The organism is Kitasatospora sp. NPDC101447 (genome assembly GCF_044767225.1).
Lineage (GTDB): Bacteria > Actinomycetota > Actinomycetes > Streptomycetales > Streptomycetaceae > Kitasatospora.
Map to the genome: position 1 here is coordinate 21,497 of NZ_JBIWNL010000024.1, position 15,989 is coordinate 37,485.

Here is a 15,989-nt window from a genome sequence, read left to right on the forward strand (position 1 = left end):
TTCCCCCTTCCCCCGGCCTCAGGGGCCGCCCGGCGGTATTCGCGGACGCGTGCTCCCGGCCGCGCGGCGGCGGCCCCAGGGCTTGTACACCGACAGCACCACCGCGAACAGGTAGAGCGACAGGGCGACCGCCGGAACGATCACCGTGGTGTAGCGGACGACGCCGAGCTCCGACGCCCGGATCGGGCCGGTCGGATGCACGTCCACCGCGCGCACCGCGTCGTGCAGCCGGGCGGTGAGGGCGAAGACCGAGGCCGTCATCGCCGCCAGCGTCAGCCAGAACTTGGTGCTCACCCAGTAGTACCGGAACAGGCCCCAGGAGGTGCCGAGCCCGAGCACCACCCCGCTCAGGAAGGTGAGCAGGCTGAGCGGCAGCACCAGGGCGTCGCCGAGCAGACCCATCGCCCGGTAGGCGGTGCGCAGCCGGTCGGCGTCCCCCGTCGTCAGCGCCGTCACCGCCAGGGTGAGCAGGCAGAGCATCAGCGCCAGCCAGCTCACCGAGGCGACGACGTGCAGGACGAGCAGGGCCTTGCGCGCCCTCGGCGGCAGGATGCGATCCGCCGATCGCCGCCTGCCGCCGAGGGCCGTTCCGGACGTCGCGACGGCTCCGACCGCCGCGGTGGAAGCGCCGGCCGCAGCGGAAGCGGTCGCACCGACGGCCCTGCCGGCCTCACCGGCTCCGGTGGACGAGCGCACGGGGTACCTCCTTCGAGTCGTGGCCACGGACACGACCCCGAGACTGTCCCGCTCGCCCCTCATCGGGCATCTGCCGACGGAAGTAACATCGGCTACTCCCGGGCGAGTAGGCGTCCCCACTCCGGACGCGCCGACACACCTCCCCCGGGAGTACCCGAGCCGCTCCCCCGGAGCTCCGCGCCGCTCAGTCGGCCACCGAGAAGCCCTGCGCCGCGCCGAGCCGTTGCAGCGAGGCCTGTCCGGGGATGCCGTCCGCCGCGCCCGCCTGGTACCCGCAGCGCCGCTGCCAGGCCGCGTACGCGGCGACCGTGCGGGTGCCGAAGGAGCCGTCCGCCCAGCGCTGGTCGAGCAGCCCCTCGTCCACCAGCGCCTGCTCCACGATCGCCACCTCGGCCCCGTACGTGCGGTGGCCCTGCTCGGCGCCCGGGTCGGTGCGCGCGGCGGAGACCACGTGGGCGACCGACACCGTCCGCTGCCCGGGGACGTAGCCGAGCAGCCGGTTCAGCGAACCCTCGCCGGGCACGCCGTCCGCCGCCTGCCCGGAGTAGCCCAGACTCCCCTGGTAGTCCGCGTAGTTCTCGGTGTCCGCGTCCGTCCAGGTCGGCCCGGGGCCGGAGTGGTAGTGGGCCCCGAAGCCGCGTGAGACGAGCGCCCGCCCGACCGCCGTGACCTGGTAGCCCTGGGCGCCGTAGCCGTACGACAGGCCGTTGATGGAGACCTGGTAGCGGGCGGGCGCCGGGGCCTGCGGGGGCACCGGGTGCTGCTGCGAGGGCGGGGGGTCCGGGGTTCCGGAGCCGGCCGTGAGGTCGGGCCAGGAGCCGGGGTCGGTGTGGTCGTTGAACGGCACGTGGGCGTGCGCGTACCAGCCCCCGCGGGTCTCCCACACCTGTTCGTCGCGGTGGCCGGAGAAGTCGACGGGCCGGCCCATCGGCCACACGTCGGGGACGCCCCAGGAGGCGATCCAGGCGTGGATCCGGCCCCAGCCGGCGCACGGGGTGTCGACCAGCCGCGGGTAGACCCGGCCCTGGTAGCGGCAGTACGGGAAGAACACCGCCTCGATCTGGATCACCACCCGCCCGGCCCGGTTGGTGCGGGTCGGGCTCGCGGTCGGGCTGAGCAGGCTCTTCGAGCGGGAGTCGGCCGGGAACAGCTGCGCCGTGCGGCCGCTGAACGGGTCCCAGACCAGGTGCGGCGCGTCGCCGGCGCCGCTGCCGGTGAAGTAGCTCACCAGGTCCTCGTAGGGGCACCAGTCCTGCGGTGCGGCGGCGGTCGCGTTGCGGTCCCAGGTGATGTGGGCGATGGCCTTCGGCGGGTACTGCTGATCGGTCGGTGCGTGGTCGCCGAGGTCGTGGACCTCGGCACCGGGAAGCCACAGGTCGGGCATTGCGGTCTCCTCCGAACGACGTGAGGGCGTCGCATCCGGTATCGGCAGGTCCGCGGTCCGGATTGACCCTTACGGCGCAATGCGCGGCACTGAACCCCTCCCGCTCGCCCGGACGTTCGACCACACGGGGGGTGCTCGTCCTCACGTGCGAAAAGAGCGCCGGGGCGCCGGGGTCGGGCCGCGCCGGGGCGGGCAGCCGCCGGAGGAGGGCGCGTGCGAGCCCCACCGGAGCCGCGCTGTCAATCGTTGACATCACAAATGGTCTAGTCCACGGTAGTCCAGCGGACCGGCCGAACCCCTTTCCCGGGCATCCGTGTGCATCCAACTCGCCATCGTGGCATCACATCTGACGACTCGACGGAGAACCCCAGCCATGCGGAGAATCTGCCTCGCCCTGCCCACCATGCGGCCCTGCGCCGGCACCATCGCGGACCTGGCCGAGGAGGCGGCCCACGCCGTCGCGAACTTCGGGGTCGAGGTGCACCTGCTCGTCCTCGACACCAACGACGCCGCCGGATTCGCGGAGAACGCGGGCGCCGTGGCCGCACTGGCCCCCGCCCCCGGCGTGGTCGTCCACCACCTCGGCGAGGCGCGGCAGCGGACGTTCCTGCGGCGGGTGACCGAGCGCTCCGGCGCCCCCGACCCCGACCTGCTGCTCGACCTGATGCTCCCGCCGGCCGTCGCGTACGGCGCCTGCACGAACCGGCTCTTCCTGGCCGCGGCCGCCCTCGGCTGCACCTCCGTGCACCAGCGCAACGACGACGCCGACTTCCAGACCGTCGACGGCCGCAAGGTCTTCCCGATCCACCACGAGCTGCTCTCGCTGGGACGGCCCGCGGGCGAGGCGGCGGCCGTGGTGACCCGGTCCGAGCTCGACCCGGCCGACGCCGACAAGCCGGTGGTGCTGGTCGGCGGCTCCTTCATCGGCGAACTGTCCGTGGACGTGGGCGAGATCCGCGAACTGGACCCGGCCGTCTACCACGACGTGGTGGGCCTGTGGGCCCCGCCGCTGTGGTCGGAGGAGGACAGGAACGCGGTGGTGGAGGCCTCGTTCAGCGGTGCCGGCGCCGAGCCGTTCACCGCCGACGACTCCGTGCTCGGCGTGCCCGACATCTGGCACGTCGACATGTGCAACATCGCCCTGGACCGCCGGGTCTACGAACTGCTGCCGCTGCTGCCGTCGACCGAGACCATCGGCAGCGACTACTTCCTGTCGCACGTCGTGCTCGACGCCGGCCTGCCCGGCGTCGTCCACAACCGCCACATCGTCAACTACTACACGCCCGAGCGCCGCACCGGCCCCGGCTTCGTCGCCTACCAGCTGCGGTTCGTCAAGTTCCTGCTCTCGATGCTGTACCTCTACCCGGTCTACGGCGAGATGATGGACCTCGGCGGCGCGCTGCTGGACGACCGCCACGGGCTGCGGGTCGAGCCGATCCTCGACTCGGTGCGGCGCAGCGCCCACTGGGACCGGTCCCGGAACGAGCACTGCCTGGACGTCCTGGACCGCTCCTACCGCAAGCTGGGCGGCAAGTACGCCGAGCTCGCGGACGTGGTGGCCGGGCGGCGGCAGCGGCTCCTGGACGAGGCGCAGCAGGACGTCGAGCGGTGGGCGGTGCTGATCGAGGCCTGGGCGGCGCTGGTGGCCGCCGCCCGCGCGGAGGGGTTGCCCCCGGCTGCGGAGGGGCCGGCCGCGGGTACGGAGACGGCGCGGTGAGCGGCGGCGCGGTGGGCGGTCCGGTGAGCGGCCCGGTGAACGGCCCGGTGAGCGATGGGCTCCGGATCCGGCAGCTGGTCGACGACGACTGGGACGCCGTGGCCGAGCTGGAGCACGCCGCCTACGCCGCCGACGGCCTGTCCGAGGGCCGGGAGGCGCTGCAGTCCCGCGCCCGCAGCTCGCCCGCCACCTGCTTCGTGCTGGAGGAACGCGGCCTCGTGCGCGGCTACCTGCTGAGCCTGCCGTACCCGCCGCTGCGCTGCCCGGACCTCGGCCGGCCGGAGGTGACGGCCTACGAGTCGCGCAACCTTCACGTGCACGACCTGGTGATCGCCGAGGAGCTGCGCGGACGGGAGGTCGCGCTGGGCTTCATGCGGCACTTCCGGGAGCAGGCGGTCGGGCAGGGGTACGAGCGGATCTCGATGGTCGCGGTGCGCGGGGCGGACATCCTGTTGCGGCTGCTCGGCTACCGGGCGCACCGGGAGGTCACGGTGCCGGAGTGCTACGGGCGGCGGGCGGTGTACATGTCGATGCCGGTGGACTGAGGGCCGCCTTCCGGCCCGACTGCACGGCCCGGTCCAGTCCGGTCCAGTCCGGGCCTGCCTGGTCCCACCAGGTCCAGTCCGGCCCTGCCCGGCCCTGCCCGGTCCGCCGCGATAATCGGCGGCGGGCCCGGCCGGTGGGCGGGCACAATGCCCGGATGCCGGAGCTCCTGTACGCCGTCGCCCTCAACCCCGCGCTGCCGAGCGGCCTCCTCGGCCGGCTGATCGACGCAGCCGACGCCGACGAGGAGCTGGCCCTGGCCCTCGCGGACCGGCCGGACCTCGGGCCGGAGCAGGTCCGGCGGCTCGCCGCACGCGACCGGGAGACCGCCGCCCGGCTCGCCTGGGGTGGTCTGCTGCGCGCGGAGGACGTCGACCCGGTCGCCCGGCCGCTCGTCGCGCTCGCCCTGCTGGACGAGGGACGCGGCGATCCGGCCTGGGCAACGGCGCTGGCCCGGCACCCGGACCCGTACGTCCGGATGCGGCTCGGGGCGTGCCCGGGGCTGCCGGACGAGGCCGCCGACCTCCTCGCGGAGGACGAGGACACCGACGTGGTGGGCGAACTCGGCCTGCACACCGGCCGGACGGACCTGCTGGCCCGGCTCGCCGGCCACCCGGAGACCGAGGTGCGGCGGTGGGTCGCGGCGAACCGGGCCGCGCCGCCGGAGCTGCTGACGGCGCTGCTGGCCGACGAGGTCCAGGTCCGCCGCCAGGCGGCGGGCAACCCCGCGACCCCGGGTACGGCGGCCGCCCGGCACGTCGACGACCACCCGCTGGTCCGCCAGCAGCTCTCCGAGCACCCCGGACTGCCCGCCGGGACCTACCACCGGCTCGCGGAGGACCCCACCCCCTGGGTCCGGGGCAACCTCGCCGAGAACCCCGGGATCGACCTGGCGCTGATGCACCGGCTCGCCGAGGACGACGGGTACGACGTACGACGCCGGCTCGCGCACCACCCGGCCGTCCCGCTCGACCTGCTCGAACGCCTGGCCGTCGCCGTCCGGATCGGGGCGACCCTGCTGCCCCGGATCGCCGGCGCGGAGCCGGCCGAACTCTCCCGGCTGGCCGGATCGGCGGAGCCCCGGGTACGCATGCTCGTCGCCCGGCACCGCGACCTGCCCGCCCCCGTACGGGACGCGCTCGCCGCCGACGCGGACGCCGCGGTGGCGACGTCGGTCGCCCCGCACCCCGGCCTCACGACCGGGCAACTCACCGCGCTGCTCGACCGGTTCGGCACCAAGCTCGCCACCGCGGTGGCCGCCAACCCGGACGCCCCGACCGCACTGCTCGACCGCATCGCCAGCACCGAGCCGGTGCCCGCCAAGGCCCTGCGCGCCATCGCGGCGCACCCCCACGCCGGCCCGGAGGCGCTGGCCCGCGGCCTCGCCTCCGTGGACCGGCGCACCGCCGAGGCCGCGGCGGGCAATCCGGCGCTGCCGCCGGACGTCATCGCCGCGCTGGCCCGGGAGGCCTGGTCGGCCGGCACCGAGGGGAGCGGGAGCAACCGGTAAGCGGAGCCCGGGAGGAACCGGCAGCCGGAACCCGGGAGCAACCGGTGGCCGGAGCGCGGCCGGTGGGGGCTCCCCGAGCGCCTCGAACGCGGTTCCGGTCCTGCGGACGCCCGATCGGCCCGCAGCCCCGCCTTCCCCTTCCGTACCGGCTACGTCCGGGAGTGGTTGCAGTTGCGTCTCCGTTCCGTCTCGGCGGGGGTACGAAGTACCGGCCGGTCCGGGATCGTGGAAGCTAACGACTGGTCCGGCAAGGGGAGTTGCCATGGGGGACGGCCGCGCGATGGTACCCGGCGTCGTGGAGGCGCTGCTGGTCGACGGGCCGCACCGGGCGGTGGCGGACGTGGTGCGGGCGCGGCTGCGGCTGGTGCCGGAAGGTGCGCGGGCACTGGACGCGGCCGAGGCGGACCCGAAGGACGGGCCGGCGCGTACGCAGCTGACCGCCGCGGTCGCCCATCTGCTCGCCTCCGACGAGGCGTTCGCGCAGTACCTGGCGACGACCGGGCTGGGGCGGCCCGCCGATCCGCCGACCGTCCAGCTGCGGAACGAACCCGGCACCGTGCAGCTGCGGACCGGCCCCACACCGCCCCCGGCGAGCCCGACCACCGTGCAGCTGCGGACCGGCGCCACCCCGCCGCCGTCCGGCCCGACCACCGTCCAGCTGCGGGTCGATCCGGTGGACGCCCGGGCCGCGGCTTTCGCCGCACGGCGCAGCAACACCGGGATCGTGCTGGCGCTCGTGGTGGTCCTGATCGCCGCCCTGGTCGCGATCGGGATCCACCTGGGATCCCGCCCGCTGCTGAAGCCGGGCGGGCCCGGTCTGGCGCACGCCGCGCAGCCGTTGCGCGACCCGGCGCTGGTGCAGGGCGTGCTGCCGGACGCGCGGGCGGTGCCCGGCGGCTGGCAGGTGCGCAGCGGGCCGCAGTCGGGGAAGGGGACGGGCGGCGACGTGCCGTGCCTGCTGCCGGACTCCTGCGACCGGCAACTCGCCTACGCCACCGTGACCTTCGCCGCAGCCGTCCAGAGCGTCGAGCTCAGCGTCGTCACCTTCGACTCCCCCGAGACGGCCGCCCGGGCCTTCGACACCACACTCGACCGCACGGCCGGCGAGGCCTCCGGGGCGGTGGACCTGCCCCGGATCGGTGACCAGAGCGCGACCCGTACCCGCGGCTCCTCGTCGGCGGTGGCGCTGGTCCGGGTCGGCAGCGTGGTGCTCCTCGTGCACGACACCGGGATCGGCGCCGCGGCCACCGCGCCCGTGCTCACCGTGTTCGCCCGGCTGCTCGCCGACCGCGCGCGGCAGGCCCAGGACGGCCGCACCCCGGACGCCGTCGCCCGGGACACGACCGACTGACGGTCAGGGCTTGTTGAGGTAGGCGAGGACCGCGAGCACCCGGCGGTTGCCGTTCTCGTCGTCGGTGAGGCCGAGCTTGCCGAACATCGAGGTGGTGTACTTGCCGATCGCGCTGTCGCTGAGGAACAGCCGTTGCGCGATGGCCTGGTTGGACAGCCCTTCGGCCATCAGGGCGAGCACCTCCGACTCGCGCGCGGTGAGCCGGTCGAGCCGCCGGTTCGAGGGGGCGGAGGAGACCAGCGCCGCGATCACCGCCGGGTCCATGGCCGTCCCGCCCCCGGCCACCCGCTCCAGGGCGTCGACGAACTGCTCACCGTCGAACACGCTCTCCTTGAGGAAGTAGCCGATGCCGCCCGCGCCGTCGGCCAGCAACTCGCGGGCGTACAGCTGCTCCACGTGCTGGGAGAGGATCAGCACCGGCAGCCCGGGCACCTCGCGGCGGGCGGCGAGGGCCGCCTGCAGGCCCTCGTCCGACTGGGTCGGCGGCATCCGGACGTCGACGACGGCGGCGTCCGGACGGTGGGTCAGCAGGGCGTCCAGGGTCTCGGGTCCGGTGGCGGCCGTGGCGACCACCTGGTGCCCGTAGGCCTCCAGCAGGTGGACCATGCCGTCCCGGAGCAGGTAGAGGTCCTCGGCTACAACGATTCGCATGGCACCATCATCGTCGCACGGGTCGGCCCGCCCTCGGGGCTGGTGATCTCCAGGGTGCCGTCGAACACCGCGAGCCGGCGGCGCAGGCCCGCGAGTCCGCCGTCCTCGCGCACCACCACGCCGCCGCGGCCGTCGTCCTCGACGTCCACGACGATGCCGGTCTCGCTGTGGGCGACGGCGATCCGTACGGCCGTCGCCCGGGCGTGCTTGGTGGCGTTGGTGAGCAGTTCGGCGACCCCGAAGTACACGGCGGACTCGATCGGCGGCTCCAGCCGGAACCGCCGCTCCGCGCTGACGGTCACCTCCAGCGGGCTGTTCAGGGCGAGCGCGTGGACGGCGTCCACCAGGCCGCGCTCGGTCAGCACCGGCGGGTTGATCCCCCGCACCAGGTCCCGCAGTTCGGCCAGCGAGCTCGCCGCACCGGCCCGGGCCGACCGCATCAGCGCCCGGGCCCGCTCCGGGTTCGTCTCCATCAGCTTCTCGGCGGTGGCCAGCGAGAGCCCGAGCGCGACCAGGCCGGCCTGCGCACCGTCGTGCAGGTCGCGTTCGATCCGGCGGATCTCGGCGGCCTGGGCGACCGTCACGTCCGCCCGCTGGGAGGTCAGTTCGTCCACCCGCTCGGCCAGCAGCATCGCGGCGGAGGGGCCGAGGAAGCGGACCGCGACCGGCTCGACCAGCCGCCAGGCGTACGGGGCGCAGGCCACGGCCGCGACCGCGGCGAGCACCCCCACCAGCCTGGCGACCGGCTCCGGCCGGACCAGTCCGAGGACCGCCGTGGCCGCGGCGGCCGGCGGGACGGCCGCCGCCAGGCCCGCCGTGAACGGCGCGATCCCGGTGAACCGCAGGTCGCGCCAGGTGGCCGGGTCGCCCCACCAGGTCCGCCACGACTGGTCCAGCACGGCGTCCCGGCGGCTGCGCTCGTAGGAGTGGCCGTTCCACCAGTAGCCGGTGGACATCCGGGTGACCGGCCCGGGCTCGCGGTACCCGGCGGGAACGACCGTGCCGGTCCACCGCTCGACCAGGAAGCGCACGGCCCGGCAGACGGGCCGGGCCAGGGCCGGCGAGCCGGTGCACACCAGCACCACCGGCAGCAGCCACGACCACGGGTTCGCCGGGCCCCACCCGATGCCCAGCGCCACGGCGGCGGCCCACACCGCCGGGATCAGCAGGGTGACGACCGCCACCGCGCACGCCCGGGCGAAGCCCACTCCGGCGCGCACCCCCCACGAAGCCAGTTGTCCGATCATCCCCGCTCCTCGACCTCCGTTCGATGCCCCCACTCTGCACCAAGCGGAGCCCGCCGCGGCGCTGGTCAGCGCAGAAGTGGGGCCGGCCCCACCCCTCGGTGCGTCCACGCCCACCCCTGCCTGCACCCGGGGCGCACCCGCCCGTCCGTCCCGGGGCCCACTCGGCCGTCCGGCCGGGGCCCGCACCGCCGCCGGGGACGGGGTGGATCGGGGCCGTCGCCCGAATGCATGTATCGCTCTCTTGACTGGCGTCACCGACGCGCCATACTGGCCTCACTCCCGCTCGCACGACGAGGTGCCCGCCCATGGAGCTCTCCCCCTCAGCGCACGTGGACACATACTGCCGAGACCACCTCCCGCCCTTCGAGCAGTGGCCCGAACTCCTCTTCGAACTACCGGAGTTGGCCTACCCCGACCGTCTGAACTGCGCCACCGCCCTGCTCGACGACACCATCGACCGCCTCGGACCCGAACGCCGCTGCCTGCTCACCCCCACCGAGCAGTGGTCCTACGGCGAACTGCGCGACCGCGCCGACCGGATCGCCCGCCTGCTGACCGAGGACCTCGGCCTCGCCACCGGCAACCGGGTGCTGCTGCGCGGCCCCAACACCCCCTGGCTCGCGGCCTGTTGGCTCGGCGTGCTGAAGGCCGGCGGGGTGGTCGTCACCACCATGCCGCTGCTGCGCGCCACCGAGCTCACCGAGCTCACCGGCATCGCCAAGCCCGTGCTCGCCCTCTGCGACCACCGCTTCCTCGCCGAACTGCGGCAGGCGCGGACCCCTGGCCTGCGGATCCTCGCCTACGGCGGCAGCGATCCGCAGGACCTCACCGCCCGCTGCGCCGCCAAGCCGCCCGGCTTCACCGCCGTCCCGACCGCCGCCGACGACGTCGCCCTGATCGCCTTCACCTCCGGCACCACCGGCCGCCCCAAGGCCACCCTGCACTTCCACCGCGACGTGCTCGCCAACGCCGACACCTTCTCCCGCCACCTGCTGCGCCCCACCCCCGACGACCTCTTCGCCGGCACCCCGCCGCTCGGCTTCACCTTCGGCCTCGGCGGCCTGCTGGTCTTCCCGCTGCGGGCCGGCGCCGCCAGCCTGCTGCTGGAGCAGGCCACGCCCGAGCAGCTGGCCGAGCAGGTCCGGCAGCACCGGGTCAGCGTGCTGTTCACCGCGCCGACCGCCTACCGGGCGATCCTGGCCGCCGGGCTGGCCGACCGGCTGGCCGGGGTGCGGCGCTGCGTCTCGGCGGGCGAACCGCTGCCCGCCGCGGTCTGGCAGGCCTTCCACGCGGCCACCGGGCAGCGGCTGATCGACGGCATCGGTGCCACCGAGCTGCTGCACGTGTTCATCTCGGCCGCCGACGAGGCCGTCCGCCCCGGTTCCACCGGCCTGCCCGTCCCCGGCTACCGCGCCGCCATACTGGACGACCAGGGCCGCCCGGTGCCGGACGGCGAACCCGGGCTGCTCGCCGTCAAGGGCCCGACCGGCTGCCGCTACCTGGACGACGAGCGCCAGCTGAGCTACGTCCGGGACGGCTGGAACCTCACCGGCGACACCTACGTCCGCGACCGGGACGGCTACTTCTGGTACCAGGCCCGCAACGACGACATGATCGTCTCGGCCGGCTACAACATCGCCGGCCCCGAGGTCGAACAGGCGCTCGCCACCCACCCCGACGTGGCCGACTGCGCGGTGGTCGGCACACCGGACGAGCGGCGCGGCAGCGTCGTCACGGCGTACGTGGTGCTGCGCCCGGGGGTCCCTGCCGGGCCGGACACGGTGCGCGACCTCCAGGAGCACGTCAAGCGCACCATCGCCCCCTACAAGTACCCGCGGACGGTCGAGTTCGTCACCGAGCTGCCGCGCACCGCGACCGGCAAGCTGCACCGCGCCGAACTGCGGCGGCGGGCCTCGCGCACCCCGGCCAGCGTCGCCATCGAGCGCCGGGTCGAGTGGTCCGACACCGACGCGGCCGGGCACTACCACTTCTCCGCCGTGCAGCGCTGGGCCGAGGCGGCGGAGGCCGCGCTGCTGCGCCGCCTCGGCCTGGCGGAACTGTTCGGACGGATCCCCCGGGTGCACTTCGAGGCCGACTACCGCGAGCGGCTCTGGTTCGGGGACGTGGTGCGCACCGAACTGCGGGTCGTCCGGGTCGGCGGCTCCTCGCTGCACTACGCCTTCGAGGTGCACGGCCCGCAGGGCCTGGCCGCGAGCGGGCGGATGTCGGTGGTACACGCCGCACCGCACACCGAGGGCGCCGAGCCGTGGCCCGCGCCGGTGCGCCGGGCGCTGACCGAGGCCGGTCCGCAGCAGCCGGAGGTGGTCGCATGAGCGGCACCCCGCACCCGGCGCCCGCCGGCGCCCGCCGCATCGCGGTGATCGGCGCCGGGCCGGGCGGGCTGTACTTCGCCGCCCTGGCCAAGCAGCTGGCGCCCGACCGGGAGATCACCGTCTTCGAACGGGACGGCCGGGAGGACGAGTTCGGCTTCGGCGTGGTCTTCTCCGACGAGACCCTGGACGGCATCGCCCGGGCCGACCCGCGGGTGTTCGCCGCGATCAGCGCCGAGTTCGCCCGCTGGAGCGACATCGACATCCGCTACGCCGGCGAGGTCCGCACCAGCGGCGGGCACGGCTTCGCCGCCCTGGACCGCAACCGGCTGCGCGCCGTCCTGCAGCAGCGCTGCGCCGAGCTGGCGGTGGACGTCCGCTACCGCACGCCGGCGCCACCCGTCGAAGAACTCGCGGCCGAGTACGACCTGGTGGTGGCGGCCGACGGCATCCACTCCGGCACCCGGGCGGCGTACCCGCAGGCCTTCCGCCCCGAACTCGACGAACGGCACTGCCGCTACATCTGGCTCGCCACCGACAAGGTGTTCGAGGCCTTCACCTTCATCGTCGAGCGCCACGACTTCGGCGTGCTGCAGGTACACGCCTACCCGTACAGCGCCACCCGCTCCACCTTCATCGTCGAGATCGCCGAGGACGCCTGGCGCCGCGCCGGTTTCGAGGCCCTCGCGGCACGGGAGTTCGCGCGCGGCGAGAGCGACGAGCGGAGCGTGCGGCGCTGCGCGGAGCTGCTCGCCGACCACCTCGACGGCCACCGGCTGATCCCCAACGCCTCCCGCTGGATCCGCTTCACCACGGTGCGGAACGCGAGGTGGCGCCACCGCAACGTGGTGCTGCTCGGCGACGCCGCGCACTCCGCGCACTTCTCGATCGGCTCGGGCACCAAGCTGGCCCTGGAGGACGCCCTCGCCCTGGCCGCGGCGCTCAGCGAACAGCCCACCCCGGAGGAGGCGTCGGCCGCCTACGAGGCCGAGCGGCGCCCGGTGGTGGAATCCACCCAGCGCGCCGCGCAGGCCAGCCTGGAGTGGTTCGAGACCGTCGAGCGGCGCACCGGGCAGGACGCCGACCGGTTCGCCTTCAACCTGCTCACCCGCAGCCGCCGGGTCACCTACGGCAACCTCCGGGCCCGCGACCCCGCCTTCGTGGACGCCGTGGACACCGCCTTCGGCGGCTCGCCCGGGGTGCCGCCGATGTTCCGGCCGCTGAAGCTCGGCGCGCTGGAGCTGCACAACCGCGTCGTGGTCCCGCCGCTCGCGACCTTCACCTCCCCGGACGCGCTGCCCAGCGCCTTCGACCGGGCCCAGCTGACCGGGCACGCGCTCGGCGGCGCGGGGCTGGTCCTCGCCGGGATGACCGCGGTGGCCCCCGAGGGCCGGGCCACCGACCGCTGCCCGGGCCTGTGGAGCGACCGCCAGGAGGCCGCCTGGCGCGAACTCGTCGAGGCCGTGCGGGCGGTGAGCGACACCCCGCTCGGCATCCAGCTGACCCACGCCGGCCGGCGGGGCGCCACCGCCGTGCCCGGGCCGGACGGCATCGGGCGCCCGCTCGCCGAGGGCTGGCCGCTGCTGTCCGCCTCGCCGATCCCCTGGGACGCCGACAGCCAGGTGCCGCACGAGGCCAACGAGGTCCACCTGGCCGCCGTCACGGCGGACTTCGCCGCGGCCGCCGAGCGAGCGGCACGCGCCGGTTTCGACGTGCTGGAGCTGCAGTTCGGCCACGGGCACCTGGTCTCCTCCTTCCTGTCCCCGCTCACCAACCACCGCACCGACCACTACGGCGGCCCGCTCGCCGGGCGGCTCCGGCTGCCGCTGGAGGTGCTCGGCGCGGTGCGCGCCGCCTGGCCGGCCGGCCGACCGCTGCTGGTCCGGATCTCGGCGAGCGACTGGGCGCCCGGCGGCACCACCGAGGCCGACGCCGCGGCGATCTGCCGCGCGCTGGCCGAGGCCGGGGCGGACGCGCTGGACGTCTCCACCGGCGAGGTCGTGGCGCACCAGCGCCCGCCGTACGGGCGCGGCTACCAGACGCCGTTCGCCGAGCTGGTCCGCTCCGCCACCGGCCTGCCGACCATCGCGGTCGGTGCGATCTCCGGGCCCGACGACGCCGACTCCGTCCTGCTGGCCGGGCGGGCCGACCTGGTCGCGGTCGGCCGGGCCCAGCTGTACGACCCGCTCTGGACGCTGCACGCCGCCGCGGACCAGGGCTACACCGGGCCGGGCGCCCGCTGGCCCGAGCCCTGGCGGGCGGGCAGCCGCAAGCCGCCCGGCCCGGGCGCCGACCGGGTCGCCCCGCGGCTGCACCTGCTGCGCGAGCCGCCCGCCCCCGTCCACCGCCGTTGGCGGCCGACCCCGCCCGAGGAGTGAGGAGGACCCGTGCTCCGTCTGCCCCGCTTCACCGCCGCCGCCGTCCAGGCCGCCCCCGTCTACCTGGACCCGGCCGCCACCGTCGACAAGGCCGTCGCACTGATCCAGGAGGCGGCCGGCCGCGGCGCCGAACTGGTGGTGTTCCCCGAGGTCTTCGTGGCCGGCTACCCGTACTGGAACTGGACGATGACCCCGGTGCAGGGCTCGCCCTGGTACGAGCGCCTGTACCGCGCCGCCGTGGACGTCCCCGGCCCGTACGTCGACACCCTGCGCGCCGCCGCCCGACAGGCCGGCGTGGTGCTGGTGATAGGCGTCAACGAGCGCGGCCGGCACAGCCTCGGCGTGCTGTACAACACCCTGCTGATCATCGACTCGGACGGCGAACTGCTCAGCGTCCACCGCAAGTTGGTGCCGACCTGGGCCGAGAAGCTGACCTGGACCCAGGGCGACGGCAGCACCCTGAAGGTGCACCGCACCGCCGTCGGCCCGCTCGGCGCGCTCGCCTGCGGCGAGAACACCAACACCCTGGCCCGCTTCACCCTGCTGGCCCAGGGCGAACTCGTCCACGCCGCCAGCTACATCGCCCTGCCGGTCGGCCCCGAGGACTACGACATGGCGGAGGCGATCGCGGTGCGCGCCGCGGCGCACTGCTTCGAGGGCAAGCTGTTCACCGTGGTCTCCTGCTCCACCATCTCGCCCGAGATCGTGGACCTGATCGCCGGCGAGGACCAGCAGGTCCGCAAGCAGCTCGCCCGCCCGCGCAGCGCGCTGTCCGGGATCTTCGGCCCCGACGGGCGCGCCGTCACCGAACCGCTGGTCGACGAGGAGGGCATCGTCCACGCCGAGATCGACCTCGGCCGCTGCATCCAGCCCAAGCAGATGCACGACATCGTCGGCCACTACAACCGCTTCGACGTCTTCCGGCTGCACGTGAACGACCGACCGCTGCGGCCCCTGGTGTTCCCCGAGGAGGAGGAGTCATGACCGGTCAGGACGATCGTGCCCGCGGCACCGGCCGCGAGGACGGCGACGACCTCGGCACCACCCTTGGCAATGACCTCGACAATGACCTCGGCGACGACCGGATCGGCCGGGCCCGCGTCACCGACAGCCCGGAACTCCTCGCCTACTACGAGGAGTTGGCCAAGCACGAGGCCGGTGCGCTGTGGACGGTGGCCAACGAGATCGAGCCCTGGTACCCGCAGCCGAAGTCCGTCCCGGCGCTCTGGCGCTACGCGGACCTGCGCCCACTGGTCCACAAGGCGCTCCCGTTGGTCAAGGCCGACGACGCCGGCCGCCGGGTGGTAATGCTGGTGAACCCCGGACGCCGCGAACTGAGCGCCGCCGTGGGCCTGTTGTACACCGGCCTGCAGATCATGGGCCCCGGCGAGGCGATGACCGCGCACCGCCACCAGGCCTCCGCACTGCGCTTCGTCCACGAGGGCACCGGCGCCTGGACGATCGTGGACGGCCAGAAGCTCAAGGTCGGCCCGCGCGACTTCGCGATCACCCCCAACAACACCTGGCACGAGCACGGCAACGAGTCCGACGACGCCCCGGTGATCTGGCAGGACGGCCTGGACATCCCGCTGGTCAACACCCTCGACGCCAACTTCTACGAGGTCCACCCGGAGCTGTACCAGCGCCCCGGCCCGGTGGTGAACTCCTCGCTGCTCAGCCACGGCGGCAACCTGCTGCCGTACGGCGTCGAGAAGTGGACCCGGCCGTACTCGCCGCTGCTCGGCTGGCCCTGGGAGCCCAGCTACCACGCGCTGTGCCAACTCGCCCGCGCCGCCGAGGGATCGCCGTACGACGGCGTCATCATGGAGTACACCAACCCCGCCACCGGCGGCCCGGTGATGCCGACCATGGCCGCCCACCTGCAGCTGCTGCGCCCGGGCCAGGCCACCCGCGCCCACCGCCACACCGGCTCGGTCGTCTACACGGCCGCCAAGGGGCGCGGCGTCTCGGTGATCGCCGGGCAGCGCTTCGCGTGGCAGCAGGGGGACGTCTTCGTCGTCCCGTCCTGGGCCTGGCACGAACACGCGAACCTCGACCAGGGCGAGGACGCCTGCCTGTTCTCCTTCAACGACTTCCCGGTGATGCACTCGCTCGGCCTGTACCGCGAGGAGGCCTACCCGGAGCACGACGGGCACCAGCCCACCACGACCCCCGCCTGACC

The 15,989-nt window shown here is 74.7% G+C and carries 11 protein-coding genes and 2 pseudogenes; 9 read left to right on the plus strand and 4 right to left on the minus strand.

The window, feature by feature from the left end; translation table 11 throughout:
• Positions 1–18: 18 nt before the first annotated feature.
• Positions 19–696 carry a DUF2269 domain-containing protein gene (locus tag ACIRST_RS28215; protein WP_402805267.1) on the minus strand — a complete coding sequence of 226 codons (678 nt, stop codon included), beginning with the start codon at positions 694–696 and terminating at the stop codon, positions 19–21.
• Positions 697–880: 184 nt separating this feature from the next.
• The gene (locus tag ACIRST_RS28220; protein ID WP_350524731.1) at positions 881–2,080 is read right to left on the minus strand and encodes a peptidoglycan-binding protein; all 1,200 of its coding nucleotides are present in this window, start codon (positions 2,078–2,080) and stop codon (positions 881–883) included.
• A 373-nt stretch (positions 2,081–2,453) separates the two neighbouring features.
• On the opposite strand from ACIRST_RS28220, the gene ACIRST_RS28225 reads away from it, so the two are divergent.
• The 4 genes from ACIRST_RS28225 (at position 2,454) to ACIRST_RS28240 (ending at position 7,201) form a co-directional block, all read left to right on the plus strand.
• Positions 2,454–3,797: a DUF6271 family protein gene (locus ACIRST_RS28225; protein ID WP_402805270.1), complete on the plus strand. Its 1,344-nt coding sequence runs from the start codon at positions 2,454–2,456 to the stop codon at positions 3,795–3,797.
• Between the two features lie 47 nt (positions 3,798–3,844).
• A complete protein-coding gene (locus ACIRST_RS28230) occupies positions 3,845–4,342 on the plus strand; it encodes a GNAT family N-acetyltransferase (protein WP_402805272.1) in 498 nt (165 codons plus the stop codon).
• A gap of 155 nt (positions 4,343–4,497) precedes the next feature.
• On the plus strand, positions 4,498–5,850 hold the full coding sequence (locus tag ACIRST_RS28235; protein ID WP_402805274.1) for a hypothetical protein: 1,353 nt from the start codon (positions 4,498–4,500) through the stop codon (positions 5,848–5,850).
• 262 nt (positions 5,851–6,112) lie between these two features.
• A complete protein-coding gene (locus ACIRST_RS28240) occupies positions 6,113–7,201 on the plus strand; it encodes a hypothetical protein (protein WP_402805275.1) in 1,089 nt (362 codons plus the stop codon).
• Positions 7,202–7,204: 3 nt separating this feature from the next.
• Here ACIRST_RS28240 and ACIRST_RS28245 read toward each other — a convergent pair whose 3' ends face one another.
• Both ACIRST_RS28245 and ACIRST_RS28250 read right to left on the minus strand, forming a co-directional pair.
• A complete protein-coding gene (locus tag ACIRST_RS28245; protein WP_350524736.1) occupies positions 7,205–7,852 on the minus strand; it encodes a response regulator transcription factor in 648 nt (215 codons plus the stop codon).
• Positions 7,837–9,099, minus strand: coding sequence for a sensor histidine kinase (locus ACIRST_RS28250; protein ID WP_402805278.1), 1,263 nt, complete (start codon positions 9,097–9,099; stop codon positions 7,837–7,839). The genes ACIRST_RS28245 and ACIRST_RS28250 overlap by 16 nt, the downstream gene beginning before the upstream one ends.
• A 305-nt stretch (positions 9,100–9,404) precedes the next feature.
• Here ACIRST_RS28250 and ACIRST_RS28255 point away from each other — a divergent pair.
• The 5 genes and pseudogenes from ACIRST_RS28255 to ACIRST_RS28275 all read left to right on the plus strand — a co-directional run.
• Positions 9,405–11,015, plus strand: a pseudogene (locus tag ACIRST_RS28255) (AMP-binding protein); the annotation flags it as partial.
• 93 nt (positions 11,016–11,108) lie between these two features.
• Positions 11,109–11,432, plus strand: a pseudogene (locus tag ACIRST_RS28260) (acyl-CoA thioesterase); the annotation flags it as partial.
• Positions 11,429–13,807, plus strand: coding sequence for an FAD-dependent monooxygenase (locus tag ACIRST_RS28265; RefSeq protein ID WP_402805280.1), 2,379 nt, complete (start codon positions 11,429–11,431; stop codon positions 13,805–13,807). The pseudogene ACIRST_RS28260 and the gene ACIRST_RS28265, both read left to right, overlap by 4 nt.
• Before the next feature lie 9 nt (positions 13,808–13,816).
• Positions 13,817–14,791 (plus strand): carbon-nitrogen hydrolase family protein, encoded by a 975-nt coding sequence (locus tag ACIRST_RS28270; protein ID WP_350524739.1) that lies wholly within the window; start codon positions 13,817–13,819, stop codon positions 14,789–14,791.
• The gene (locus tag ACIRST_RS28275) at positions 14,788–15,987 is read left to right on the plus strand and encodes a cupin domain-containing protein (protein WP_350524740.1); all 1,200 of its coding nucleotides are present in this window, start codon (positions 14,788–14,790) and stop codon (positions 15,985–15,987) included. The genes ACIRST_RS28270 and ACIRST_RS28275 overlap by 4 nt, the downstream gene beginning before the upstream one ends.
• Positions 15,988–15,989 lie beyond the last annotated feature (2 nt).